Genomic DNA, 22,690 nt, shown 5'->3' on the forward strand with positions numbered 1-22,690 from the left:
GGCCGGCCTGACCCATTGCCCGGCGCGGCCGCCGGAACCGGCACTCGGCGGCGGTCCGGGACGCAGGCTCTGCGGTGTGCCGCGCCATCGACGCCGACGTTTGGGGTGATTGACGGCGTCTCGTGGCGACCGGCTGTGTGCCGGTTCTCGTGTGGCCCGGCGTGCATGACAGTAACCCCAGGTAGACAAGGGTTTCGGGTTGTCGTTGCGTGCTCTCCGGGGCTTGCCCTCGCGGATGAATTATTTCTTGACGGAATCTCTACGGCCCGACCCCTTGCGTCCTGATTGAACGAGTGTTTAACGTATTGAACATGCGTTCAAGCGATGATCTGACCACCCGGGCGCGTATCCGTGACGCCGCCATCGCGCTGTTCGGCGAACAGGGCTTCGGCGTCGGTGTGCGGGCCATCGCGAAGGCCGCAGGGATATCGCCCGGTCTGGTCAACCACCATTTCGGGTCCAAAGACGGGCTGCGCCGCGAATGCGACGACTATGTGCGGGGAGTGATCCGTGAAACGAAGATGAACTTCATGAACCGGCCGTCGGCCGGGAACATGCTGCAGCAGTTGGCCGAGATCGAGGAATTCGCCCCGATCGTCGCCTACATGATGCGCAGCTTCCAGGCCGGCGGCGACCTGGCCGGCACGTTGTTCGAGCATATGGTCACCGACGTCGAGCAGTATCTCGAGGCCGGTGTGGCTTCGGGGGCGCTGCGCAAACCGCGGAATATGAAGGCCATGGCGCGCTATCTGGCCACGGCCAACGGCGGCGGCATGCTGCTGTTCCTGCAGACGCACACCCCGGCGGACGGGGTGATCGACTATCGGCAGGCCCTGCGCGAGTACGCCGAGCAAATGATGCTGCCCGCGCTCGAGATCTACACCGAGGGCCTGCTCACCGATTCCTCGATGATGGACGCGCTGCGCGCGGCGGGGCCGGGGTCCGGTGACAGCACGGGTCCGGCCGAATCCGGCGCCACGTAACGGCCTGCCCCGGTCCCCCGGAGTTGATCGGCTCGTCCTCCGATTCCGGCGAATCGCACCGCGGCCGCCCTACCGGAACGCGTGCACCACTTCCTTCGAGCTATCTATTTCAATGTCCTACAAGGAGATTCGATGATTTCGGCAATTGAGATCCGGGATCTGCACAAGCACTTCGGCCAGGTCCGCGCACTCGACGGACTGAACCTGCAGGTGTCCGAAGGCGAAGTCCACGGTTTTCTCGGGCCCAACGGCGCCGGGAAATCCACAACTATCAGGATCCTGCTCGGACTGCTGGCACGGACCAGTGGTGAGGTGCGGATGCTGGACCGCGACCCATGGACCGACGCGGTATCGCTGCACCGCGACATCGCCTACGTTCCAGGTGATGTGACCCTGTGGCCGTCGCTGAGCGGCGGCGAGACCATCGACCTGCTGGCGTCGATGCGCGGCGGTCTCGATACCGCTCGGCGGGCCGAGCTGATCGAACGGTTCGAGCTCGACCCCCGTAAGAAGGCGCGCACGTATTCCAAGGGCAACCGGCAGAAGGTCGCCCTCGTCTCGGCGTTCTCCTCACATGCCCGGTTGCTGCTGCTGGACGAGCCGACATCCGGACTGGATCCGCTGATGGAGCAGGTGTTCCGCGAATGCGTCGCCGAGGCGGCCGGACGCGGCGCCACCGTACTGCTGTCGAGCCATATCCTGTCCGAGGTGGAAGCCCTGTGTGAGCGGGTCACCATCATCCGTTCGGGACGGACGGTGGAAAGCGGCACGCTGGACTCCATGCGGCACCTGAGCCGCACTGCCATCACCGCGGAGCTGACCGGTGATCCCGGCGATATCGCGGCACTACCGGGTGTGGCCGATGTGAGCCTGGACGACCACACCTTGCGCTGCCAGGTGGACGGCGAAAATCTCGCGGCACTCATCCGGGTGCTCGGCGATACCGGTGTCCGCAGCCTGATCAGCCGGCCACCGACCCTGGAGGAGCTGTTCATGCGGCACTACTCGGTGAACGGCCGGGAGTCCGGCGAACTGCAGGAGGTCCGGAAATGACCACGGCTGTGGCCGGTGTCCGGCCGGGCATGTTCGACACGACGTCCGCGGGCACCGAATTCACCGGCACCCTCCGGTTGCTGCGGCTCTACCTGCGGCGCGACCGGATCGTCGCACCGTTGTGGATCCTGCTGCTGTCGGTGCCATTGGGCTCGGTGTATGTGGCGAGTATCGAATCGGTGTATCCGACCGCGGCCGATCGCGCCTCGTTCGCGGCCACGATCCTGGCCAGTCCGGCGCAGCTGGCGATGTACGGGCCGGTCTACGACACCTCGATCGGCGCCGTAGGGATCTGGAAAGCGGGGATGTTCCACACCCTGATCGCCGTGGCCACCATCCTCACCGTGATCCGGCACACCAGGGCGGAAGAGGAATCCGGCCGCACCGAAGTGCTGGCCTCCACATCCGTCGGCCGGTACGCGAGCCTGACCGCCGCGCTACTGCTGGCCCTCGGTGGTGCCCTGCTGGCCGGTCTGATCGGGGCGGCGAGCCTCACCGCAACGGGGGTTCCGGCCGCCGGATCGCTGGCCTTCGGGCTCGCGCTCGCCGGGTCGGGCATGGTGTTCGCGGCGGTCGCCGCGGTGACAGCACAGGTTTGCACAGGCGCCCGGCTCGCCCGCGGGCTGGCGTTCGCGACGCTCGCGGTGACCTTCACCTTGCGCGCCGTGGGTGACGCGCAAGCCGGCGCGGGGCCGGTCAACCCGCTGACCTGGTTGTCGCCACAGGGATGGTCGCTGCAGGTCCGGCCCTACGCGGGCGACCGCTGGTGGGTGCTGCTGCTGCACCTGGCACTGCTCACGGTGACGATCGCGGTGGCCTTCGCCCTCTTGCGCCGTCGCGATGTGGGCGCCGGTCTGCTCGCCGAACGGCTCGGGCCCGCCGCCGCCGGCCCCGCCCTGACCGGCCCCTTCGGCCTGGCGGTCCGGTTGCAGCGCGGCGCGCTCCTCGGGTGGGGTATCGGGGTCGGGCTCTACGGCCTGGTGATCGGGAGCGTCGTCAACGGTATCGGCGACAGTTTCGGCAGCAGCGAAATCCTGCGCGATCTCATCACTCGAATGGGCGGCGCCGATTCGCTGGAGGATTCGTTCGTCAGCTACGCGTTCACCATGCTGGGGATCGCCGGCGCCGCGTATGCGGTATCGGCGGCACTGCGGATGTTCGGCGAAGAGAACGGCCATCATGCCGAATCGGTGCTCAGCGGCGCCGTCGGCCGGGTTCGCTGGGTGGCCTCCCATCTGGTGTTCGCCTTCGGCGGCCCGGTGGTGATCATGCTGACAGCCGGCCTGCTGGGCGGGCTCACCTACGGGATCGCGGCCGGTGATATCGGCGGCACACTGCCCGGAATGCTGGCGGCCGCGCTGGTCCAGTTGCCCGCGATCTGGTTCTTCGCGGCGGTGACGGTCGTGCTGTTCGGACTGGTGCCGCGCTGGACGCCGGTGGCGTGGGGGTTGCTGACCGCCGCGATCGCGGTCTTCCTCCTCGGATCCATCTCCGGGGCCCCGCAATGGTTGCGGAATCTGGAACCGTTCAGTCACGCACCGAAGGTGCCGGGCATGGAGTACAGCGTGGCTCCCACGCTCGTCGTCACGGCCGTCGCGGCGGTCCTGCTGGTCGTGGGGTTGATCGGGATACGTGGCAGGGACGTGCGCTGACATTCTGTGACGGTTGCGGCCGTGTGTCCGGGTCATCGTGACCGGACGCACGGCCGCTTCGGTACGCGCCCGCCTGAGCCGGGTCAGACCCAAGTGCCTTTGCCGACGGTGACGACACCGCCGTTGCTGATAGCGAACCTGCTCCGGTCGCGTTCCTGGTCCACCCCGATGATCTCGCCCTCGGACACCATCACGTTCTTGTCCAGGATGGCCCGCCGGACCACCGCGCCGCGCCCGATCCGGACCCCGGGCATCAGCACACTGCCCTCGACCGTGGCGCCCTCGTCCACCTGTACGTTCGCGCTGAGTACCGAATTGCGGACCGTAGCCGCCGACAGGATGCTGCCCGCGCCGACGATGGACTCCTGCGCCAGCCCGCCGCGGGCGAATTTCGCGGGCGGCAGATTCTCGGCGGCGCCGCGGATAGGCCAATGCCGGTTGTAGAGGTTGAAAACGGGGTTCACCGACACCAGGTCCATATGGGCTTCGTAGAAGGCATCGATGGTGCCGACATCACGCCAGTAACCGCGGTCGCGGTCGGTGGCGCCGGGAACGTCGTTATCGGCGAAATCGTAGACCGCGGCCTGTCCCGCGGCGACCAGGCCGGGAATGATGTCGCCGCCCATATCGTGATCGGAATCGGAATTCTCCGCGTCCGCCTTGATCGAATCCACCAGCACCTTGGTGGTGAACACGTAATTGCCCATCGAGGCGAAGGTCGCGTTGGGATCGTCGGGAATTCCCGGGGGATGGGCCGGTTTTTCCAGGAAACCGACGATACGCCCGGATTCGTCGGAATCTATACAGCCGAACGAACTCGCCTCGCTGCGTGGCACCCGGATACCGGCCACCGTGACCCCGGCGCCCGAATCGATATGGCTGGTGACCATCTGTTCGGGGTCCATCCGGTAGACGTGGTCGGCGCCGAACACCACGATGTAGTCGGGATCCTCGTCGTAGATGAGATTCAGCGACTGCATGATCGCGTCGGCGCTACCGGTGTACCAGCGCGGCCCCAGCCGCTGCTGGGCGGGCACCGGAGTGATGTATTCACCGGCGAAACCCGACAGCCGCCAGGTCTGCGATATATGACGGTCCAGCGAATGCGATTTGTACTGGGTGAGTACACACAGCCGGAGGAAACCGGCATTGACCAGATTGCTCAGGACGAAGTCGATGAGGCGGTAGGCCCCGCCGAACGGGACGGCCGGCTTGGCGCGGTCGGCAGTCAGGGGAAAGAGTCGCTTGCCCTCGCCACCGGCGAGCACGATTCCGAGTACGTGCGGCTGGCTCCTCACAGTGCCAAACCTACCGAACCAGGTGGTCGGGGGGCATCGGCCGCTCGGCGGCGGCCGTGAACCGGCTGCTTGCCGGCTGCCGTGTATCGGCTGCCGGGCGTCTACCGTGAATCCGTGAGTTTCGGTTCCAGGGGTGCGGATGTGGCGCCCGGGTCGCCGGCGGGTGATCCGTTACGGGTGGCCGTGTTGACCCGGGAGTATCCGCCCGAGGTATACGGCGGGGCGGGCGTGCATGTCACCGAATTGGTGGCCCGGCTGCGCCGGATGAGCACCGTGACCGTGCACTGTATGGGCGCTGCGCGGACAGCGGCCCAGGTGCACGACACGGATCCGGCGCTGGCCGCGGCCAACCCGGCGCTGCAGATGATGTCGGCGCAGCTGCGGATGGCCGACGCCGTGGGTGCCGTGGACATTGTGCATTCGCATACCTGGTATGCGGGTCTGGCCGGGCACCTCGCGGCGACGCTGTACGGGATCCCGCATGTGGTCACCACACATTCGCTGGAACCGCGCCGCCCGTGGAAGGCCGAACAGCTGGGTGGCGGCTACCGGTTGTCGTCGTGGTCGGAACGTAATGCGCTGGAGCACGCCGACGCGGTGATCGCGGTGAGCGACTGGATGCGCCGCGATGTCCTCGACGCCTACCCCGCCCTGGATCCGGCGCGGGTGCACGTGGTGCGCAACGGTATCGACGCGGACGTCTGGTACCCCGGCCCGCCGGCCCCGGGCAGCCGCCGGATCCTGGACGAACTCGGGGTTCGTGCCGACCGGCCGCTCGCGGTGTTCGTCGGCCGGATCACCCGCCAGAAGGGCGTCGGGCATCTGCTGGCCGCGGCGCGGCAGATCGATCCGCGGATCCAGCTGGTCCTGTGCGCCGGCGCCCCGGACACCCCGCAACTGGAAGCCGAGGTCGCGGCGGCCGTGGCCGGGCTGCACCGGCAGCGCGACAACATCTTCTGGGTGCGCGAGATGCTGCCCACCGAGCAGATCCGCCAGCTGCTTGCCGCGGCCACGGTCTTTGTCTGCCCGTCGGTCTACGAACCCCTCGGGATCGTCAATCTGGAGGCGATGGCCTGCGGCACGGCCGTGGTCGCCTCCGATGTCGGCGGTATCCCCGAGGTGGTCGCCGATGGCGGCACCGGGCGGCTCGTGCATTTCGATGCGGGCGAGACCGCAGCCTACGAGCATGCGCTGGCCGCCGCGATCAACGAGCTCGCCGGTGACCCGGTGCGCGCTGCCGAACTCGGGGCCGCGGGGCGCGAGCGCGCGCGGGCGGAATTCGACTGGCACCGGATCGCCGAACAGACCCTGAGCGTCTACCGCACGGTGGCGAAACCCTGAGACGTACCGCCCCGAACCGGCAGCCCGTGGTTCGCGGTTCCGCGGTCACCGGGATCCGGCGGATCAGGCGGAGGAGGCTCCGGAGACGATATCGCCGGCAAGCGGTGCCACCGCCCCGATGATCTCGCCGGTCGTTTCCTCGTCCACACCGGCGGCGGTGAGCGAATCGGTCAGATGACCGGCCACCAGGTCGAAATGATGCAGGGTGATGCCGCGACCCTGGTGCACCTGTTTCATCGGCGCACCGGTGTAGGGGTCCGGGCCGCCGAGCGCCGCGGCGAAGAACTCGACCTGCTTACCGCGCAGCCGGGACATATTCGTTCCGGTGAAGAAGCCGGCGAGCTCTGCGTCGGCGAGGACTCGGGTATAGAAATCGGCGACGACGGCTTCCAACGCCTCGTATCCGCCGATCCGGTCGAAGATGGTGGTGGGGGTGCTTGTCTTCTTGCCGAATGTCGGTATCCGCATGCAATAAGCACATCAGGCCGGTATTACCCGTCGGTCAGGCTCGCGTCGCAAGTGGATTGCCCTGTGTGGCAGCGTGATTGCTCGATTCTCACCGCGGATCAACGGTCGCGGTGAGCACCGGTGACGGCTGCCGCCGCAACCGCGGTGTATGTGCTCACCGTGACCGATGCCGTCACCTCGAAAGGTTCCGGTAGCTGATCGCCGGTGGCCGCGGTGTGGTGGGCGGATGGACCCATCGCCACGAGGTGGGCGATATCGGTGCGGGTCAGTGTCATCGAATACTCGACCGCGGTGCTGTGCACCCGGGTGAACAGCCCGGCCATCCCCTCGGCGAGCCGCCGCTCCTTGTCCGGATCGACGGTGACCATACCGATCGGGCCGATCAGCTCCGCCAGATGCCGGACGGTCGGGGTCACCACGAGATACCGGCCACCGGGCGCTAGACAGCGGGCCACGGCCGCCGGGTTCCGCGGTGCGAAAACCGAGAGTGCCGCCGTCAGGGCGTGGTCGCGCATCGGGAGGCCGCGCCAGGTGTCGGCCACCACGGCCGCGGCGCGGGGATGCGCGCGGGCGCAGCGGCGACCGGCGGGTTTGGCGATATCCAGCGCGATACCGCGGGCACTGGGCACGGCGTTCAGAACGTGCGACAGGTAGTAACCGGTGCCCGCGCCGATATCCGCGATCACCTCGGCGCCGGGTGGTGATGCGCTGTCTTCGTGCGATCGTGCCGCCACGGCGGCGTCGGCCAGCGCCGCGGCGATCGGCTCGAAGAATCCGGAGCCCTGGAAAGCGGCCCGTGCATCGAGCATCTCGGCGGTGTCGCCGGTGAGTTTGGTCGCGGCGCCGGTGAGCAGGCTGACATAACCCTGGCGGGCGATATCGAAACTATGGCCGAGATCGCAGCGCAGCACCCGGCCCGCGCACACCAGACCGCGGCCGCATACGGGGCAACTCAGTGCCCCGGCGACCGCGGCCAGCGCCGATTCCTCGGCAGTATCGCTAGCTGGTGACACTCTTCAATTCGTCACCCAGTGCCGCGGCTTCGTCGGGCGTGAGTTCTACGACCAGACGCCCGCCACCCTCGAGTGGGACCCGCATAACGATCCCACGGCCTTCCTTGGTTGCCTCGAGGGGACCGTCCCCGGTACGGGGCTTCATGGCCGCCATCCTCTGCTCCCTCCAGATCTGCGCGGTATGCTGCGCACTTGCTCGGATCCCCGGTTGTCACCAACCGGGCGGTCCGTCGGTTGAGGCGACGGACCGCACTCGATCCATTCTTCCCTATCGCAAGAGATGGCGGATACTCGACGTCCAAATGTGACCGGTCAGCCGAAGCCGGTGTGCCGGGTATCGACCCAGCATTCGGACAGGTGATCGTCCACCATTCCGGTCGCCTGCATCAGCGCGTACGCCGTGGTCGGCCCCACGAAGCGGAAACCGCGCCGCTTCAATTCTTTTGCCAGTGCGGTGGATTCGGGCGTCACCGCGGGAATATCGCCGATTGCGTGCGGGCGCGGGCGTGGCGGGGGAGCGAACGACCAGAGCAGTTCGTCCAGGCCGGTATCGAGTTCGCGTGCGACCTTCGCATTAGCGATACAGGCATCGATCTTGGCGCGATTGCGCACAATCCCCGGATCGCCGAGCAGCCGTTCGCGGTCGGCTTCCCCGAATTCGGCGACCCGGTCGATTTCGAAACCGGCGAACGCCAGCCGGAACGCGGGGCGTTTGCGCAGGATGGTGATCCAGGACAATCCGGACTGGAAAGCCTCCAGGCACAGCCGCTCGAACAGGGCGTCGTCGCCGTGCAGCGGGCGTCCCCACTCCTGGTCGTGGTAGTCGCGGTAGAGCTGGGACTCGACCGACCAGGGACAGCGAACCAGCGTATCGGTGGCGGTCACGAGCGCTCCGGACCCGTCGCCGCGCCGGCGCTCGCGGACTGTGCCTCGGCGAGCTGGGCCTGTAGTTCATCGATCCGGGCGGCCAGCCGGGCCAGTGCCCAATCGACCTCGCCGGCCTTGTACCCGCGCACCACCTGCTGGAACCGCAGAGCCCGCACATCGGCGCCGGAGATGCCCTCCACCGGCAGGATGGTCGCGGTGGTGCCCTCCGGAAGCGGGCCCAGCTCCTCCGACCGGCCGAAGAGCGCACCGGCCAGCAGGAACAACACCGTGGCCACCAAACCCACGATCAAGACGTACAGCAGCAGGGTGAGCATGGACCGAGTCTAGGTGCGACCGCCGACAAGGGTCTCGGGTCGCCCTGCCCGCCCGGTCCGCATCACCCGGCCGCTGTTATGAGGCGAGGACGGCCCGACCGGAAGTATGCATTCCGGCCGGGCCTGTGGAGGCCGGGGCCGCGCAGTCGGCGTGCCCGGGTTCGGCCTGTGGGCAGGGTGGCAACGGGATACCGCCGCGCCGTCCTGCCGGGTTGCCATGGCGTCCGGGTGTAACTCACCGAGAGTTCCGGAAGCCGGCTGGTTCAGAGGTGACGAGTCGTATCGATGCCCAGCGACATACCGGCCAGCCCACGGCGGCGGATCGCCAGTTTGTCGGCGACCGCGCGCAGGGCGGCGGCAGCCGGACTGTCCGGGTCGCGCAACACGATGGGGGTGCCCTCGTCACCGGCCTCACGCACGGCCTGTTCGATCGGGATCTGACCGAGCAGCGGCACCTCGGCGCCGACCGCGCGGGTGAGCCGGTCGGCGACCGCTTGTCCACCGCCGGACCCGTACAGCTCCATCCGGCTGCCGTCGGGCAGATCCAGCCAGGACATGTTCTCCACCACCCCGGCGATCCGCTGCCGGGTCTGCAGGGCGATGGCGCCGGCGCGTTCGGCGACCTCGGCGGCGGCGATCTGCGGGGTGGTGACCACCAGAATCTCCGCGTTCGGAATCAGCTGGGCGATGGAGATCGCCACATCGCCGGTGCCGGGCGGCAGATCCAGCAGCAACACATCCAGATCACCCCAGAACACGTCCGCCAGGAATTGCTGTAGCGCGCGGTGCAGCATCGGGCCGCGCCACACCACGGGGGTGTTGCCCTGGGTGAACTGCGCGATCGAGATCATCTTCACGTCGTGCGCGACCGGCGGCATGATCATCCGCTCGACCTGGGTGGGCCGGGCATCGGTGCCGAGCATCCGGGGGATGGAATGGCCGTAGATATCGGCGTCCAGCACGCCGACCGACAGGCCACGGTCGGCGAGCGCGGCGGCGAGGTTCACCGTGACGCTCGATTTACCGACCCCGCCCTTTCCGGACGCGACCGCGTAGACGCGAGTGAGCGAACCGGGCTGGGCGAACGGGATCACCGGTTCGGCGGAATCACCGCGCAACTGCTTACGCAGTTCGGTGCGTTGTTCGTCGCTCATCACATCGAGTTCGACCGATACCGCACCGACGCCGGCCACATCCGCCACCGCGGTGCTCACCCGCTGGGTGATCTCGGTGCGCAACGGGCATCCGGCGGTGGTCAGGTACACCTCGATGTGCACGTTGCTCTCCGGATCGATCCGGACGCTTTTCACCATGCCCAGTTCGGTGATCGGTTTGCGGATCTCCGGGTCGTCGACCTTCGCGAGGGCGCCCCGCACGTCCGCTTCCGTTACCACTGGCATACTGCCGATGGTAGTGCGGTCAGATCTTGGGGAGTTCCGCGGGCCGTGGTGCGATCCCAGTTTTGTACGACTGGGCCCAGGCCATGACGTTCGCGACGTAGGCCATCGAGTTGTTGTAGCGCAGGATGGCCCTGGTCTGCTGGGCGGGATCGTTCATATCCAGATCGCCCGAGCACAGGTATTTACCGGCGGTCAGGGTCGCGTCGTAGTAGTTCTGCGGATCGGAGATCCCGTCGCGGTTGCCGTCCGCCGCGTAGTGGGTCCAGGTCTCCGGCAGGAACTGCATGGGACCCACCGCGCGGTCGTAGCCGCCGAAACCGTCGAGCGACCCGCCGTCGGAATCGTGGATGACATTGTTGCCCGCCAGGCTGCCGTCGAGCGCCGGGCCGAACACCGGGGACAGCGCGTTACCGTCGGCGTCCGCCTTGCCGTTGTACATGTGGGTGGATTCGACGCGGCCGATACCGGCCAGCATCGTCCAGGACATATTGCAGCCGGGGTTCTCGTCGGCCAGGATCTGCTCGGCCGTGAGGTAGGCGTCCTGGGCGATCCCCGGAATACCCGATGCGGCGACCGGGAGGTCGTTACGGGGCCGGTTCGGGTCCAGCGCAACCGTTTTCACCTCGACCGGTGCCTCCGGCGACTGTTTCGCCATGGCATGCATCACGGTGTCGTCGAACGAAGCGGGCGCCATGGACTGTGCCGGGGCGGCACCCACGGCCGACATATGCATCTCGACCGAAGCCGCGGTGGGATCGGTGGCCATCGCCGCGGCGGCGTTGGTGGCCACGACGCCCGCCGGTACCAAACCGGTGAGTGCGATAACCGAACTTCGGGTAACAGTGGCAGGTTGTTGTTTACGGTGACGCCCCACGTGCTCAAAGCCCTTCATCTCAACCACAAGCCTGCGGCCGCGGCCGGACTCGTTGCCCGGTCGTGACCTTCGCCGTCGAGACTACCGCATCCGAGACCACTTCGTTACTACCTCGTGACCATTTTTCCGGCGTGAATGCGACTTCGATGGGAACGGGAAGTGGCGCCGCCCCATAGGGACCCGGCGTCCGCCGCGGCGGTGCCGGCGTGTGCGCTTCGCCGGGGCAGTGAACCCGCCGGTCGGTTCTGCCGAATCGGCTGATCGTGACAGGCCCGGGTGGCGTGAGTCCGCAGATCAATTCGGAGTTGTCCCGGTGTGTGGAAACGCCGGGCGGCGGCGCCGGTGCCGTGTCTGCAGGGAGGAGCGCCGCCGGGCCGGGAACTATCGAGCAGGCGGGGCTGATTCGGTGTGCGCCGGGGCCGGGGTGGTATCGGCGGGCGGTGGGGGTGGTACCGCGTCCGCGGGTGTGGGGGCCGCCGGACCCGGAATCAGCTCGATCGGCAACGGGATGACCAATCCGCCCGGGAGTGTGATGGACGGTGGTGCGGGTGCCGGAGCCGGAGCCGCCTGCCGGTCCGGGTGTCCCGGCGGCGCGGGGGGTGCCGCCTGGTTCTGTGGAGCTTCCTGCGGTGCAGGTGCTTCCGGAGCGGGAGCGCCCGGTGTAACGGGAGCCGGGGCCCCGGGCGCGGCCTGGGTGCCCGGGCCCGCGGGTGCTGCCGGGTCGCCGGGCGCGGCCGGGGCCCCGGGCCCGGGTGCAGGGAGTGCCTCGCCGACCTTCGGTGACCCCGGTGCGGGCGGGCAGAGCAATCCGCAGGGGATCGGCGGCAATCCGGGGATCCGGATCATCGGTTCGGGCCGCGGGGTCTGCACCGCCAGCTCGGGTGGGGGCGGCGGAACCGGCGTATCCGTCTGTGCGGCGAGCAGGTCCGGCGATCCCGGCGGGAGCTGGGTGGGGGCGCTGCCCGGCGGTACGAGGCCGGGGGACGGGATGATCGGTGCGGAACGGCCGCCGGTGCGGTAGGCGGCCGACCAGCTCAGCACATTGGCCGCGTACGACATCGAGTTGTTGTAGCGCAGTACGGCCCGCAATTCCTGTTGCGGGTCGCGCAGATTCAGCCCGCCCGAGCACAGGTACTTGCCGGCCCCCAGGGCGGCGTCGAAGACGTTGTGCGGGTCGGCGTGGCCGTCGGCATTCCCGTCGGCGGCGTAGCGCGACCACGTCCCGGGCAGGAACTGCATGGGGCCCAGCGCGCGGACGTATCCACCGTCGGTGGACCGGATGACCTCGTTGCCGGGGAGCGTGCCGTCCAGCGCCGGACCGAAGATGGGCGGGTTGGTGGTTCCGGCGGCGTCGGTACGCCCGTTGCTCGCATGACCCGATTCGATGCGGCCGATCCCGGCGAGCAGGTTCCAGGTGAGCCCGCAGCCGGGCGCCGAGGACTGCAGGGCCAGTTCGGCGTTGCGGTAGGCGGCCAGCACGATCTCCGGGATGCCGAGCGCGCCGCTACCGCTGGGCAGGGAGATGCTCTGCAATGGAACCGTACCGGCGAAGGGTGGGATTCCGTCGGCGGGCAGGGGGCTCAGGGCTCGTAGTTTCCGGGGAGTCGTGGGCTCGACCGGCAGCATTCCGAGTGTCTGGGCCAATGGGGCTTCGGTGTCTTCGGTGGTGTCTCCGGCCTGCTCGGCATTCGCCGCGAGTCGGGCTCCGGGAGCTTCCGGCGGTGTCGACGACATGGTGGTGTGGGCGGCCGAACCGCTCGCTACCAGGCCCGCCATGACCAGAGCCGACATTGCCACAGGGGTAGGTATCCGCATTCGGCTCCACCGTTCCTCTATGTCACAGGTGAGCGACCGTCTCGGACATTCCGTAACGGCGCGCTCGGGACAACGTGATCCAGGTTACCTACCGGTCAGGAGCATATTGCGGATTTCCGGTCATTCATCGGCGACTGGCGGTGAAATCGACCCCGTAACCGGCTTGTGACCGGAGGTTTTCTTGCGTTTCGGCTTGGTAGCTTTGTCCGGGCCGCGCGTCGGTCCGACTCCGGTCGTGTACTCGATCCGCTCCAGTGCGTCACGGATCTCGTCGAGCTCGCGGCGCAGATAATCACGGGTGGCGACCTCGCCCACCGCCAGGCGCAGCGCCGCCAGTTCCCGGGCCAGGAACTCGGTATCGGCCTTCGTCTGGGCGGCGCGCAGCCGGTCCTCCTCGAGGGATACCCGATCGCGGTTGTCCTGCCGGTTCTGTGCCAGCAGGATCAGCGGCGCGGCATAGGCGGCCTGGGTGGAGAACGCCAGGTTCAGCAGGATGAACGGGTAGGGGTCCCAGCGCAGCGTGATCACGAAGATGTTCAGCACGATCCAGACGATCACCACCACCGTCTGAATCGCGAGATAGCGTCCGGTGCCCAGGAATCGGGCGATCCGTTCGCTACCGCGGGCCAATGCCTCGGCATCCCAATCGAAGCGGAACCGGCTCCCGACGGGGGTCTCCAGGCGCTGCCGCGCGCTGGAGACCACCCGGCCCGCCGTGCTCTTGTCGGTCACGGCCGCACACCTTCGTACAGTTGTTCGTCTTCGCGCCAATCGGGCGGCAGCAGATGGTCGAGGACATCGTCGACACTCACCGCGCCCAGTAGATGGTTCTGCTCGTCGACCACGGGCCCGCACACCAGGTTGTAGGTGGCGAAATACCGGGTCACCGCCGCGAGCGGCAGTTCCGGCCGCAGCGTCGCCAGATCGGCGTCCAGGATCCCGCCGACAAGATGCGCGGGCGGTTCGCGCAACAGTTGCTGCAGATGGACACATCCGAGGTATCGGCCGGTGGGGGTGGCCGTCGGCGGCCGGACGACGAACACCATCGACGCCAGCGCCGGTGTGAGATCGGGATCCCGGACCCGGGCCAGCGCCTCGGCGACCGTGGTGGACGGCGACAGGACCACGGGTTCCGGTGTCATGAGCCCGCCCGCGGTATCCGGGGAATGCTCGAGCAGCCGGCGCACCGGTTCGGACTCCTGTGGGTCCATCAGCGTCAGCAGGGATTCGGCCTCGTTCTCCGGCAGGCCGCCCAGCAGATCGGCGGCATCGTCGGGGTCCATCGCTTCGAGAACGTCGGCCGCGCGGGTCATCTCCAGCTGACCGAGCAGTTCCAGCTGATCGTCACCGGAGAGTTCCTGGACGACATCGGCGAGCCGCTCGTCGTCGAGGGCGAGCGCCACCTCCAGGCGCCGTTTGGCGGGCAGTTCCCGCAACATATGCGCGACATCGGCCGCGCGCTGGCCTTCGAACTGTTCGAGCAGGGCGCTCACATCCTGGCCCGGACGGTCGATCTCGTACGGTGTGAGGCCCTGGACCCGCGCCCAGTCCACCACGTGCACCGTGCGCCGCCGCCCCAGCCGGCGATGTCCACGCACCGCCACCCGGGTGACCCGCCAGTCCCGGGTTCGGGTCAACGCGATCCCCAGATCCACCACGAAAACATCCACCCCGGCCAGATCCGGTAGGTCGGGGTCCTCGACATGCACCGTGGAATCCACGATCTGCGCCATGGCCAGCAGTTCGCCGGGGCGCTGCGCGAAACGCCGCAAGCTGACATTACCGGTGTTCAACGTGACCGAACCGGGTTCGATACTGGTCACCCGCAGCATCGGGACGAAGATCCGGCGCCGGGTCGGCAACTCCACCACCAGACCGTGCACACGCGGTTCCTGCCGGTCGTAGCGGACGGCCACCACCACGTCGCGTACGCGGCCGATAGACTCGCCGTCCGGCCCCAGCACCGCCAGGCCGGTGAGCCTGGCGATATACACCCTGGTAGCTGCCATGAGTGCCAGGCTAGATGTTCCGGGGCCGGACCGGGCCGACCACAGGAGTGTTGATGAAGCCGCGCCGTTCCGTCCTTGCCGTGCCGGGCAGCAACCCGAAAATGATCGCCAAGGCCAAAGGCCTGCCGGTCGACGAGGTGTTCCTGGATCTCGAGGATGCCGTCGCCCCGGGGGCGAAAGCCGCCGCCCGCGCCAATATCGTGGCCGCCCTCAACGATTCCGGCTGGGGTGAACAGTTGCGGGTGGTCCGGGTGAACGACTGGACCACCCAGTGGACCTACGCCGATGTGATCTCCGTGGTCGACGGTGCCGGGACCGCGCTCGACGCAATCCTGCTGCCGAAGGTCACCGACGCGGGCCAGGTAAGGGCGCTCGATCTGCTGCTGAGCCAGTTGGAGCGCGCCAACGAGATCGAACCCGGCCGGATCGGGATCGAGCCGCAGATCGAGAACGCGCTGGGGTTGCGCAATATCGACGAGATCGCCACCGCCAGCCCCCGGGTGCAGACCCTGGTCTTCGGGCCCGCGGACTTCATGGCGAGCATCAATATGCGCACCCTCGTGGTCGGCGAGCAGCCCGAGGGGTACGACACCGGCGACGCCTACCACCACATCCTGATGACAATCCTGCTCACCGCCCGCGCGCACGGTCTGCAGGCGATCGACGGCCCCTATCTGCAGATCCGCGATATCGACGGTTTCCGGCGCGCTGCCGGGCGCACCGCGGCCCTGGGCTTCGACGGGAAATGGGTGCTGCACCCGAGCCAGGTCGATGCCGCGAACGAGATCTTCAGCCCCCGGCAGGCGGATTACGACCACGCCGAGATGATCCTGGACGCCTACGCGTATCACACGTCCGCCGAGGGCGGCGCGCGCGGAGCCGTGATGCTGGGCGACGAAATGATCGATGAGGCCAGCGCGAAAATGGCGGTCGTCATCGCGGAAAAAGGCCGCGCCGCGGGAATGCGGAGAACGATGACATTTACTGCCCCTGAGTGATGCCGGCGGGCTCTCCGCGGACACCATTCGAACCTTGCGTCCCCAGCCGCCGGCGCCGAGTTCGGCGAGACCCTGAGAGGTTAGGGACCAAGGGGGGCCAAACCCTGTGCCGCCGGAGGCGGCACAATATAAATATGACGAATCCCCTGGGGAGCTCGAATCGCGGCAGACAGGGTCTGCCCACGCCGCCTTCGGGATGGCCGGTCGGTTCGTACCCGACCTATGCCGAGGCGCAGCGTGCCGTGGATTATCTGGCGGACAATCAGTTCCCGGTGCAGAACGTAACCATCGTCGGCGTCGATCTCATGCAGGTCGAGCGGGTGCTGTACCGGCTGAACTGGGGCAAAGTGATCGGCGGGGGTGTGGTGTCGGGGGCCTGGCTCGGCCTGTTCCTCGGTTTGCTGCTGAGTTTGTTCACCACCAACGGGATGGCGGGTCCCCTGTTGGTGGGCCTGGTCGGCGGCATCATCTTCGGAGTCATCTCGACCACGATTCCGTACGCCGCGACCCGTGGTCAGCGTGATTTCGCGTCGACCATGCAATTGGTCGCGGGCCGCTACGACGTGCTGTGCGATCCGAAAACCGCCGAACAGGCCCGGGATATGCTCGCGCGGCTGGCCATCTGACGGATGGATGTGATCGAGCGGGTGCGCGCCGCCGTGGCGCGCCATTTCGAGGTGGACACGGCCGCCGTGGACACCGCGTCGGTGACCTTTCTCGGGCTCGAACCCATCGAGATCCTGCGGATCCCCGGTGACGGTGTGGTGCATTATGCGACCGTGGGCGGCTCCCGGCATCCGATGGGGGACCCGGCCGTCGTCCTGGCGGATCCGGTGCGCGGTCCCCGGGCCGAATTGCTGCTCACGCTGCGGGCCGGGTCGGACAGTGGCGCCGGGGTGGCCCGGTCGCTGGGGGTGCTCGCCGCGTCGCCCGCGGTGGAAGGTGTTGTCCTGCAGGCCGACGCCCTGCTGGATCTGGGCGAGCCGCTCTGGCGTGACGCCCCGTTCACCGCCGTACTGCTCGGGGCCGGTGAGATACCCGAAGTGGAGCTACCCGAACCCGCCGACCCGGTGCGGTACTTCGCGGTGACCCCCGTGACGGCCACCGAAGCCGCATGGGTGCGGGTTCGTGGCGCGCAGGCGCTGCGCGACGCCTGGTCCGAAGCCGGTATCGATGTGCTCGACCCCGGCCGCGGCGCTGCTTCGCTGTGAAACCGCCCGCATCCGGTGGCCGGGACCCCGGATTTTCCGGGTCTCGTAAGACCCCGATGCCGCGCTGGTCGCGGCCGTACGTGGTGGGCACGCGGTTGTTCAGAGCCAGTCGTTGCGGCGGAACAGGGCCAGCAGGGTGCCGCAGACGGCGAAGATGAACAGGAGTACCACCGGATAACCCCAGGTGGTTTTCAGTTCCGGCATATGTTCGAAATTCATTCCGTAGATTCCGGCGATCATGGTGGGTACGGCGGCCACCGCCACCCACGCCGATATCTTCCGCATATCCGTATTCTGCTGAACGGTGATCTTGGCGAGCGCCGCGTTGATGAGCGAGCTCAGCGCATCGTCGAAATCGGTGATCCGTTCCGCGACCGCGGTGTGATGGTCGGCGACGTCACGAAGGTAGCGCCGGATTTCGGCGTCCAAGGGCAGCTCGGTGTTGTGGACCAGTGTTTGCAGCGGTAAGGCCAGCGGATTGACCGCCCGGCGTAGTTCCACCACTTCCCGTTTCAACTGATAGATCGATTCCACGGTGACCGCGGAGCGTGGGGTGAAGATTTCCTCTTCCAAGGCGTCGATATCGAGTTCCACCGATTGCACGACCTCGATATAGGAGTCGACCACATGGTCGGCTATCGCGTGCAGCACCGAGCCGGGGCCCAGGCGCAACCGTTGTGGATCCGCCTCCAGTCCGCGCCGCACAACCGAAAGCGGTGAATGTTCGCCGTGCCGGACGGCGATCACGAAATCGGGTGCCATGAATATCAGCAGTTCGCCGGTTTCCACGATCTCGCTGACGCTGTGCAGTTCGTGTTCCCGGTAGGCGACGGTGCGCATGACCATCACCATTGTCTTGTCGTAGCGTTCCAGCTTCGGCCGCTGGTGTGCCTGTACCGCATCCTCGACGGCCAGTTCGTGCAGCCCGAACGTCTCGGCGACCTCGGCCATCTGGGTGGCGTCGGGATCGTGCAGGCCGAGCCAGACGAAGCCGCCGTGTTCGCGGGCGGCGGTCAGCGCGCTCACATGGGTGTACCGGCCGGGTAGCCGCTTGCCGTCCACATAGACAGCGCAGTCGACGACCGCGCGGGCGGTGGGCACCCGGATACGCGGGGCCGAACGGGTATGCCGCGTCCGTCCCGGACCGTGGAACGGCAGCGGCAGAGAAGGCACAGGCCGATGCTAGCCGCCCGTGCGAACTGCACCGGGAGTCCGCACTGACAGACTGGACGGCGTGCGCATCGACCTGCATACCCACACCACCGCTTCCGACGGCACCGACACCCCGGCCGATCTGGTGCGGAAAGCGGCCGCTGCCGGTCTGGACGTGGTCGCGATCACCGATCACGACACCACCGCGGGCTGGGCCGAGGCCGAGGCCGCGCGCCCGGACGGGTTGTCGCTGGTCCGGGGAATGGAAATGTCGTGTGTCGGCCGCGGTGTCGACGGCTGGCCGGTATCGGTGCATCTACTGGCCTATCTGTTCGACCCCGGCGACGACGGTTTCGCGGCCGAACGTGAGCGGCTACGCGGCGAACGCGTCCAGCGGCTACGCGCCATGGCCGAGCAGATGGCCGCCGACGGGCTACCTGTGGACCCGGACGCAGTGCTCGCCTCGGCCGGTCCGGCGGCGGGCCGCCCGCATCTGGCGCGCGCCCTGGTGGAGGCGGGCGTCGTCCCCAGTGTGGAAGCCGCTTTCGCGCAGTTGCTGGCCGCGAACGGCCCCTATTACGTGGAGAAGGCGGATACGCCGTTGCATCGGGCGGTGGAGATGATCGCCGGCGCCGGCGGGGTGAGCGTCCTCGCGCACGGCCGGGCCCGATCCCGTGGCCGGCTGCTCGACCTCGCGGAGATCCCGGACCTCGCCGCGCTGGGTCTGGGCGGGCTGGAAATCGATCATCCGGACCACAACGCCCAGGATCGGACGGCACTGCGTGACCTGGCCGGTGAGTACGGCCTGCTGACGACCGGGTCCTCGGACTATCACGGCGCGAACAAGACGATCGAGCTGGGCGCCTGCACCACCGATCCGGCACAGTTCGAGAAGCTCGCCGGTAGGGCCACCGGCGTGCCGGTGCTCGCGTCATGAAACTCGTGCGCGGACTCAGCGGGTCCATCGCGGCTGGGCTGGTCGTACTGGCCTGTGTGGTGGTGGGCGCGGCAGTGATCGGCGCCCGCCGCGGTTTCCCGGGCCCAGGTGCGGAATCGGTCGGCTGGCATATCGTGATCGCGGCGATCGCCGTTGCGGCGCAGGTCTATTCGGATCGCAAACGCGGCGCCGCGACCTTCGCGGTCGCTCTGGTCGTACTGGGCGGCGCCACACTGCTTCTGTGGACGCAGTGGTGGATCTAGCCGGACCGCCGGATTTCACAGTGCGCACCGCTGCGCGGCGCAGCGTTCTCACCCCGTGCTTCCCTGCTCCGGGAGTTTCCCCTTACGGGAAGGTAATGCCCGGCCCCTAGGCTGAGCCCGTGGTGTTCGATACACGATCCGCGGTGCCGGTTTGGCGTTCCGCACGGGACCTGGCACAATGTTGCGGATTCCCGATCGTTGCCACCGCCGGGTCGGGGATATCGGGCGCCCACCGCCACGCGACGCACCGTCGCAGCCGGAGCCGGGCGCCGGTCGAGTTCTGCCGGACCAACCCGTCCGAAATCCGCCCGGAGGGCAGCTGCCCGAAATCAGTGCTGCCAACTTTCGCCTCGTCCCGGATTCTCCGGGCCTCCGGGTTACTGCAGTGCCGGGAAACATCCTGGTAGTGCCACCGATGAACGATATGACGCAGATAACACCAAATACCCGGCGGTAACCGTCCACCGGTTACGACCGCAACCAGCAGGAGTGAAATCGTGTCCTCTGTGACTGACGCACCGAACGCCACCGCCAGCAAGAGCGAGGCCGAAGACCTCGCGGCGATCACTCACGAGGAGATCTTCGCCGGTCACCTCGGAGGCAAGCTCTCGGTCGAGCTCAGCGCGCCCCTAGAGACGCAGCGCGACCTGTCGATCGCCTACACCCCCGGGGTGGCGCAGGTGAGCCGCGCGATCGCCGAGGACGAGAAACTGGCGAAGCGCTACACCTGGACGGACCGCCTGGTGGTCGTCGTCAGCGACGGAACCGCGGTGCTCGGTCTCGGTGATATCGGCCCGCGCGCCTCGCTGCCGGTGATGGAGGGCAAATCGGCGCTGTTCAAGAAATTCGCCGGGCTCGATTCCATTCCGATCGTGCTGGACACCAAGGATGTCGACGAAATCGTCGAAACCCTCGTGCGCCTGCGGCCCAGCTTCGGTGCCGTGAACCTGGAGGACATCTCCGCGCCGCGCTGCTTCGAAATCGAGAAGCGGGTCGTCGAGGCGCTGGACTGCCCCGTGATGCACGACGACCAGCACGGCACCGCCATCGTGGTGCTGGCGGCGCTGAACGGCGCCGCCCGGGTGCAGGGCCGGCCGACCTCGGGCCTGAAGGTCGTCGTCTCCGGCGCCGGCGCCGCGGGGGTCGCATGCACCAATATCCTGCTCGCCGCCGGTATCCCCGATGTGACGGTGCTGGACTCCAAGGGCATCGTCAGCCGCGACCGCACCGATCTCAACGCGGTGAAGGCCGATCTCGCTCAGCGCACCAACCCGCGCGGTCTCACCGGCTCCGCGGCGGACGCGCTGACCGGTGCCGATGTGTTCCTGGGCCTGTCCGCGGGCACCATCGCCGAAGAACTCATCGCCTCGATGGCGCCGGAAGCGATCGTGTTCGCCATGTCCAACCCGGACCCGGAGATCCACCCGGAGGTGGCCCGCAAGTACGCCGGGATCGTCGCCACCGGCCGCAGTGATTTCCCGAACCAGATCAACAATGTGCTGGCCTTCCCCGGTGTGTTCAAGGGTGCTCTCGACGCGGGTGCCCGGCGGATCACCGAGGGCATGAAGATCGCCGCCGCCGACGCCATCCTCGGCGTGGTCGCCGACGAACTCGCGGTCGACAAGATCGTGCCCAGCCCGCTCGACCCCCGGGTTGCCCCGGCGGTCGCCGATGCCGTCGCCGCCGCCGCACGCGCGGAGGGCGTGGCCTGATAAATCGTTCCGCCTTACCCGGGCGGTAACCCAGCTGCAGCACCCGGTCGTCACCAATGACCGGGTGCTGCAGTTTTCGGCGCCGCGGGATGTCCCGGCACCGGTGTGGACGGCCGTGGGGCGCGCGTTACGGGGAGCGTGGGCGGCGGTAGATTCGGGCTGTCGGGCGCCCGGGACCGGGTGCGGCGGGCTGGTTACGGGAAGTGGGTGTCACGCGCGATGGTGCTGGCCGCGTCGGTGCGTATCGTGGGGCGGATGCTGGTGCCGGCACTGGCCGTGCTGAGTGTTTCCTGCGGTTCCGGGGAGGCGGCCGATCCGCTGGTGGTGGGGGCACAGCAGCCGGCACAGTCGCGGCTGCTGGCGGAGATCTACGCGCAGGCGCTGGCGCGGACCGGGGCCGCGGTCCGGGTGGAGCCGGGGCTGGGTGACCGTGGCGAGGTGCTGGCCGCATTGGCGGCGGGGACGGTCACGGTGGCGGCCGACCAGAACGGCGCGTTGCTCGCCGAGCTGAACATCGGGGCGGACGCAGAGACGGTAAAGGTGGTGACCGCGGAACTGAACGGCTCGCTGCCCCAGGACACCCTCACCTCCGATCCCGCCGACGGCACCGATTTCGAGCCCCGGGTACTGGTCACCACCGCCACTGCCGAACAACGCGGGATCGGCTCGGTCGAGGATCTGGCGAATCAGTGTTCCGGGCTGACCGCAGGGACGGCGGCGGTACCGGGTCTGCTGGACCTTCCGGCGGTCGCGGCGCGGATCTCGGGCTGTGAGTTCACCGCGACCCACCAGTTCACCGACCTCGCCGAACTCAGGCGGGCGCTGTTCGACGGCCGGATTCAGGTGGCCGTTCTGGGTGGTCCGGCCGAATTCCTGCCCGGTGGTACCGACGGCCTGACCGTGCTGGCCGATTCCGGGGATGCGATTCGCGCGGAGAATCCCGTCGCCGTCCTCCGCAAGGGTGTGCTGGACGAGCAGCAGACCGAGAAACTGAACTATGTGGCAGGAGAACTGACCACCGACGAACTCGCCGTGCTGGTGCTGCGCGTTCGCGACGAGGGCGCCGATCCGGCGGAGCTGGCCCGAACCTGGCTGGACGCGCACGGTCTGTAGCACGGGTTACGATCGGTCCGAGATGCCCGGAATCTTGGTGCGGCCCGCGATGTCGTACCTGTAGTGCACAGTGACCACGACATGAACCCGAGACCGGTGCCGCGCGCCCCGGTCCCGGGTCGGCCGGTGGCGGGCCGGGCGGTGCGCCGCACCGCGACAGATCCATGAGCCGGCGCATTCCGCGCCGCCGGGACAG

The 22,690-nt window shown here is 68.1% G+C and carries 23 protein-coding genes; 11 read left to right on the top strand and 12 right to left on the bottom strand.

From position 1 onward, the window contains the following. The first annotated feature begins 311 nt into the window (after positions 1-311). The 3 genes from QH195_RS26340 (at position 312) to QH195_RS26350 (ending at position 3,688) form a co-directional block, all read left to right on the top strand. Positions 312-983, top strand: a complete 672-nt coding sequence (locus QH195_RS26340; protein WP_280437385.1) for a TetR/AcrR family transcriptional regulator — start codon at positions 312-314, stop codon at positions 981-983. A gap of 132 nt (positions 984-1,115) precedes the next feature. Then, positions 1,116-2,036, top strand: coding sequence for an ABC transporter ATP-binding protein (locus QH195_RS26345; RefSeq protein ID WP_280423433.1), 921 nt, complete (start codon positions 1,116-1,118; stop codon positions 2,034-2,036). Then, positions 2,033-3,688 (top strand): ABC transporter permease, encoded by a 1,656-nt coding sequence (locus tag QH195_RS26350; protein ID WP_432278856.1) that lies wholly within the window; start codon positions 2,033-2,035, stop codon positions 3,686-3,688. Before QH195_RS26345 ends, QH195_RS26350 begins: the two co-directional genes overlap by 4 nt. A gap of 83 nt (positions 3,689-3,771) precedes the next feature. On the opposite strand, the gene glgC is transcribed toward QH195_RS26350, so the two are convergent. Continuing rightward, positions 3,772-4,986: a glucose-1-phosphate adenylyltransferase gene (glgC, locus tag QH195_RS26355; protein ID WP_280421318.1), complete on the bottom strand. Its 1,215-nt coding sequence runs from the start codon at positions 4,984-4,986 to the stop codon at positions 3,772-3,774. Positions 4,987-5,100: 114 nt separating this feature from the next. Here glgC and glgA point away from each other — a divergent pair, with 114 nt between their 5' ends. Then, positions 5,101-6,327, top strand: a complete 1,227-nt coding sequence (glgA, locus tag QH195_RS26360; RefSeq protein WP_280437386.1) for a glycogen synthase — start codon at positions 5,101-5,103, stop codon at positions 6,325-6,327. Positions 6,328-6,390: 63 nt separating this feature from the next. On the opposite strand, the gene QH195_RS26365 is transcribed toward glgA, so the two are convergent. From QH195_RS26365 to QH195_RS26410, 10 genes are all read right to left on the bottom strand, one after another. After that, complete coding sequence (locus QH195_RS26365) at positions 6,391-6,795, bottom strand: group I truncated hemoglobin (protein WP_280421320.1); 405 nt, start codon at positions 6,793-6,795, stop codon at positions 6,391-6,393. A 98-nt stretch (positions 6,796-6,893) separates the two neighbouring features. Then, positions 6,894-7,808 carry a putative RNA methyltransferase gene (locus QH195_RS26370; RefSeq protein WP_280421321.1) on the bottom strand — a complete coding sequence of 305 codons (915 nt, stop codon included), beginning with the start codon at positions 7,806-7,808 and terminating at the stop codon, positions 6,894-6,896. Continuing rightward, on the bottom strand, positions 7,795-7,962 hold the full coding sequence (locus QH195_RS26375) for a DUF3117 domain-containing protein (protein ID WP_011211259.1): 168 nt from the start codon (positions 7,960-7,962) through the stop codon (positions 7,795-7,797). Before QH195_RS26375 ends, QH195_RS26370 begins: the two co-directional genes overlap by 14 nt. Positions 7,963-8,120: 158 nt before the next feature. Further along, entirely contained in the window at positions 8,121-8,693 is a 573-nt protein-coding gene (locus QH195_RS26380; protein ID WP_280437387.1) for a DNA-3-methyladenine glycosylase I, read from the bottom strand. After that, entirely contained in the window at positions 8,690-9,010 is a 321-nt protein-coding gene (locus QH195_RS26385) for a DivIVA domain-containing protein (RefSeq protein WP_280437388.1), read from the bottom strand. The genes QH195_RS26380 and QH195_RS26385 overlap by 4 nt, the downstream gene beginning before the upstream one ends. A 263-nt stretch (positions 9,011-9,273) precedes the next feature. Then, on the bottom strand, positions 9,274-10,410 hold the full coding sequence (locus tag QH195_RS26390) for an Mrp/NBP35 family ATP-binding protein (protein WP_280421324.1): 1,137 nt from the start codon (positions 10,408-10,410) through the stop codon (positions 9,274-9,276). A 19-nt stretch (positions 10,411-10,429) separates the two neighbouring features. Next, positions 10,430-11,284 carry a lytic transglycosylase domain-containing protein gene (locus tag QH195_RS26395; protein ID WP_280421346.1) on the bottom strand — a complete coding sequence of 285 codons (855 nt, stop codon included), beginning with the start codon at positions 11,282-11,284 and terminating at the stop codon, positions 10,430-10,432. Between the two features lie 381 nt (positions 11,285-11,665). Beyond that, positions 11,666-13,075, bottom strand: coding sequence for a lytic transglycosylase domain-containing protein (locus QH195_RS26400; RefSeq protein ID WP_280437389.1), 1,410 nt, complete (start codon positions 13,073-13,075; stop codon positions 11,666-11,668). Positions 13,076-13,219: 144 nt separating this feature from the next. Beyond that, the gene (locus tag QH195_RS26405) at positions 13,220-13,831 is read right to left on the bottom strand and encodes a DUF1003 domain-containing protein (protein ID WP_280437390.1); all 612 of its coding nucleotides are present in this window, start codon (positions 13,829-13,831) and stop codon (positions 13,220-13,222) included. Beyond that, a complete protein-coding gene (locus QH195_RS26410) occupies positions 13,828-15,108 on the bottom strand; it encodes a magnesium transporter MgtE N-terminal domain-containing protein (RefSeq protein ID WP_280421327.1) in 1,281 nt (426 codons plus the stop codon). The genes QH195_RS26405 and QH195_RS26410 overlap by 4 nt, the downstream gene beginning before the upstream one ends. Before the next feature lie 53 nt (positions 15,109-15,161). On the opposite strand from QH195_RS26410, the gene QH195_RS26415 reads away from it, so the two are divergent. The 3 genes from QH195_RS26415 to QH195_RS26425 all read left to right on the top strand — a co-directional run bounded on the left by QH195_RS26415 (position 15,162) and on the right by QH195_RS26425 (position 17,317). Continuing rightward, on the top strand, positions 15,162-16,106 hold the full coding sequence (locus tag QH195_RS26415; protein WP_280421328.1) for an HpcH/HpaI aldolase/citrate lyase family protein: 945 nt from the start codon (positions 15,162-15,164) through the stop codon (positions 16,104-16,106). A gap of 134 nt (positions 16,107-16,240) precedes the next feature. Further along, positions 16,241-16,732 carry a general stress protein gene (locus tag QH195_RS26420; RefSeq protein WP_033243303.1) on the top strand — a complete coding sequence of 164 codons (492 nt, stop codon included), beginning with the start codon at positions 16,241-16,243 and terminating at the stop codon, positions 16,730-16,732. Positions 16,733-16,735: 3 nt separating this feature from the next. Continuing rightward, complete coding sequence (locus tag QH195_RS26425; RefSeq protein ID WP_280421329.1) at positions 16,736-17,317, top strand: suppressor of fused domain protein; 582 nt, start codon at positions 16,736-16,738, stop codon at positions 17,315-17,317. 99 nt (positions 17,318-17,416) lie between these two features. On the opposite strand, the gene QH195_RS26430 is transcribed toward QH195_RS26425, so the two are convergent. Further along, positions 17,417-18,490 (bottom strand): magnesium and cobalt transport protein CorA, encoded by a 1,074-nt coding sequence (locus tag QH195_RS26430; protein ID WP_280437391.1) that lies wholly within the window; start codon positions 18,488-18,490, stop codon positions 17,417-17,419. Between the two features lie 61 nt (positions 18,491-18,551). Here QH195_RS26430 and QH195_RS26435 point away from each other — a divergent pair, with 61 nt between their 5' ends. From QH195_RS26435 to QH195_RS26450, 4 genes are all read left to right on the top strand, one after another. Continuing rightward, the gene (locus QH195_RS26435; RefSeq protein WP_280437392.1) at positions 18,552-19,406 is read left to right on the top strand and encodes a PHP domain-containing protein; all 855 of its coding nucleotides are present in this window, start codon (positions 18,552-18,554) and stop codon (positions 19,404-19,406) included. Beyond that, positions 19,403-19,669, top strand: coding sequence for a hypothetical protein (locus tag QH195_RS26440; protein ID WP_280421331.1), 267 nt, complete (start codon positions 19,403-19,405; stop codon positions 19,667-19,669). The genes QH195_RS26435 and QH195_RS26440 overlap by 4 nt, the downstream gene beginning before the upstream one ends. 506 nt (positions 19,670-20,175) lie before the next feature. Continuing rightward, positions 20,176-21,381, top strand: a complete 1,206-nt coding sequence (locus tag QH195_RS26445; protein WP_280421347.1) for an NAD(P)-dependent malic enzyme — start codon at positions 20,176-20,178, stop codon at positions 21,379-21,381. A gap of 207 nt (positions 21,382-21,588) precedes the next feature. Further along, on the top strand, positions 21,589-22,494 hold the full coding sequence (locus tag QH195_RS26450; RefSeq protein WP_280437393.1) for a glycine betaine ABC transporter substrate-binding protein: 906 nt from the start codon (positions 21,589-21,591) through the stop codon (positions 22,492-22,494). The last annotated feature ends 196 nt before the right edge of the window (positions 22,495-22,690 follow it).

The sequence above is a fragment of the Nocardia carnea genome, assembly GCF_029868855.1.
Classification (GTDB): domain Bacteria; phylum Actinomycetota; class Actinomycetes; order Mycobacteriales; family Mycobacteriaceae; genus Nocardia; species Nocardia carnea_A.

Bases quoted from the DNA above. Each gene is read 5' to 3' on its own strand.
- QH195_RS26340 (WP_280437385.1), top strand. From the start codon at position 312: ATGCGTTCAAGCGATGATCTGACCACCCGGGCGCGTATCCGTGACGCC.
- QH195_RS26345 (WP_280423433.1), top strand. From the start codon at position 1,116: ATGATTTCGGCAATTGAGATCCGGGATCTGCACAAGCACTTCGGCCAG.
- QH195_RS26350 (WP_432278856.1), top strand. From the start codon at position 2,033: ATGACCACGGCTGTGGCCGGTGTCCGGCCGGGCATGTTCGACACGACG.
- QH195_RS26365 (WP_280421320.1), bottom strand. From the start codon at position 6,795: ATGCGGATACCGACATTCGGCAAGAAGACAAGCACCCCCACCACCATC.
- QH195_RS26375 (WP_011211259.1), bottom strand. From the start codon at position 7,962: ATGGCGGCCATGAAGCCCCGTACCGGGGACGGTCCCCTCGAGGCAACC.
- QH195_RS26385 (WP_280437388.1), bottom strand. From the start codon at position 9,010: ATGCTCACCCTGCTGCTGTACGTCTTGATCGTGGGTTTGGTGGCCACG.
- QH195_RS26390 (WP_280421324.1), bottom strand. From the start codon at position 10,410: ATGCCAGTGGTAACGGAAGCGGACGTGCGGGGCGCCCTCGCGAAGGTC.
- QH195_RS26400 (WP_280437389.1), bottom strand. From the start codon at position 13,075: ATGTCGGCTCTGGTCATGGCGGGCCTGGTAGCGAGCGGTTCGGCCGCC.
- QH195_RS26410 (WP_280421327.1), bottom strand. From the start codon at position 15,108: ATGGCAGCTACCAGGGTGTATATCGCCAGGCTCACCGGCCTGGCGGTG.
- QH195_RS26415 (WP_280421328.1), top strand. From the start codon at position 15,162: ATGAAGCCGCGCCGTTCCGTCCTTGCCGTGCCGGGCAGCAACCCGAAA.
- QH195_RS26420 (WP_033243303.1), top strand. From the start codon at position 16,241: ATGACGAATCCCCTGGGGAGCTCGAATCGCGGCAGACAGGGTCTGCCC.
- QH195_RS26425 (WP_280421329.1), top strand. From the start codon at position 16,736: ATGGATGTGATCGAGCGGGTGCGCGCCGCCGTGGCGCGCCATTTCGAG.
- QH195_RS26440 (WP_280421331.1), top strand. From the start codon at position 19,403: ATGAAACTCGTGCGCGGACTCAGCGGGTCCATCGCGGCTGGGCTGGTC.